This is a genomic window from Azospirillum sp. UFLA03-27 (assembly GCF_059803775.1).
In genome coordinates this window covers 1-2,002 of sequence record NZ_JAUQTX010000467.1, presented here as the reverse complement: position 1 = coordinate 2,002, position 2,002 = coordinate 1, and the positions used below count along the sequence as shown (strand labels likewise).

At 61.4% G+C, this 2,002-nt stretch carries 1 protein-coding gene; it reads left to right on the top strand.

The features are described 5' to 3' along the window. The first annotated feature begins 389 nt into the window (after positions 1-389). Entirely contained in the window at positions 390-1,733 is a 1,344-nt protein-coding gene (locus Q4I23_RS32405; RefSeq protein ID WP_498528965.1) for a M10 family metallopeptidase C-terminal domain-containing protein, read from the top strand. Positions 1,734-2,002 lie beyond the last annotated feature (269 nt).

The following is a 2,002-nucleotide window of genomic DNA, read 5'->3' as shown; positions in this document are numbered from 1 at the left end:
GTTGTTTGCGTCGTGCCATGCGGGGCCTCCTTCGGTCCCGAAGTTATGGCCCGTACACGAAATTTCAGACAGTCCCACGGGCCACAGCTTCGACGCCGATCCGGAAGCCCCCGCAAATCCCGCATCCCTGCACCACAGTGGGCCCGGCCCGAAATGCACAACAATCGTCTGAATCGCTCTCGTTACTGCGCGACACCCTCCGACCGAGATCTTCTTCCTCGATTATCGGTTGAGCCTGCAAATGAAGGTAGTCCTCAACCGGTCGGAACGCCGACCGTAGCAAAAAGATTACCGCCACCAATAACGCACTCCCCTTCCCTGCGCTCGACAGCATTCGGTTGCCTGCAAACACTCGCAAGACAAGAAGATGTTTCTTGAGGAGGCGAGAAATGGTTGCCTATACGTCGTTTCAGGGCGAGACCCTGGAGCTGACCCCGTGGGAGGGGCGCAACATCGTTCTTCTCACCCAATCGTCCGACCTCGACGCCGGCGTGATGCAGACCATCGTCTCCAAACTCGACGAGGCCTACGATTTCTATGCGCGCATCACCGGGCGAGAGCCAAGACCGAATTTCACCTACAACGGCAAAGCCTCGATCGCCGAGGTTGAAAACACCTGTGGTGCCGGATGCGGATGGCTAGGCTCCACCGGCATTGAGATTATGCCCCCATATTTCAATACCCTCTACACCGGGGTGCGCGACTCCGGCCTCTATGACCAAGTGCTCTTCTACGAGCTCGGCCGGAACTTCTGGTTCTACGACCAGCCCCTCCTTGGCCTTCCGTCCTTCACGACCGGGTTCGCCATCGAGAACCGCTTCCTGTCCATGAATGCCGCCGACGTCAACGGAGGCGCTTTCAACGAACAGGTCAGTTGGGACCAGTTGGTCACCTTCATCCAGCAGGACATGTCACAGCTCTACTTCTCCAACCCCAACCTCGACTGGCGCAACACGCTGGCCATCGACACCGCCCCACAGAATCCCTACAACTTCGGCGGCGCCGACCTCGCGGGATCGCTGCTCCATCGCCTCTACGAGGACTTCGGCGAAGACAATTACGCCCGCTTCTGGCAAAGCCTCATCACCAAGGAGGCCGCGGCCACGCCGGAACAGGCGCGCGCGAACTTCCTGGCGGCGGCTAAGGACGCCACCGGCGTCGATTACAACTGGCTGTTCAAGGAGAGCTGGCAGTTCAAGACCGGCACCGGAAACGGCGACACGCTGCGCTCCGACGCCAAGAAGGGCAATTACGCGGTGCTTGGCTTCGGTGGCGATGACACCCTGCGAGGCTCGAAGAATGCCGAGCTGATGGTCGGCGGGCTCGGGAACGACACCCTGTACGGCGACCGTAGGAACGACACCCTGCTCGGCAGCGTCGGCGATGACTGGATCCAGGGCGGCGAGGGCGTCGACCTGCTGGCCGGCGGCGACGGCAAGGACCGCTTCGTCCTCCGGAGCGTCAAAGAGGCGGGCAACGGCGCGCAGCACGATACCATCCTCGACTTCTCCATGGACGACACCCTCGACGTGAGCGGTATCGACGCCAACACCCGCCAGCGCGGAGACCAGGCCTTCACCTTCATTGACGGCGTGGAGTTCCACCGCAAGGCCGGCGAGCTGCGCTGGGCGGGCGGCATGGTGCAGGGCGATGTCAACGGAGACGGCCGTGCCGACTTCCAGATCACCCTGCAGGGCCTGGACAAGCTCCACGGCGGCAACATCATCCTTTGAGATGCCCGGAACTGTCCGAGCATCCTGCCTGCTTTATCAGGTCTCCATGTACTGGAGTTGCCCCGGCTCGGTGGTTCTTGCGCAGTTTGCGTGGATGGTCTGGGTTGCGGTAGCGAGCAGACCGGGTATTGCCCACGTGGAAAGAACATGCAGAAGTTCTCTTTCCTTCCGGGCTGCCGCGTGCTTCAGAACATGTTTGTAGCCGAGGCATCCCGGCCGGCGCGGAGCGGTATGCTACTTTCAGCTGAACAGGGTGGTGTGGCGGCGGA

What these genes read in the sequence shown, in the direction of transcription:
- Q4I23_RS32405 (WP_498528965.1), top strand. Translation starts at nt 390, where the DNA reads ATGGTTGCCTATACGTCGTTTCAGGGCGAGACCCTGGAGCTGACCCCG.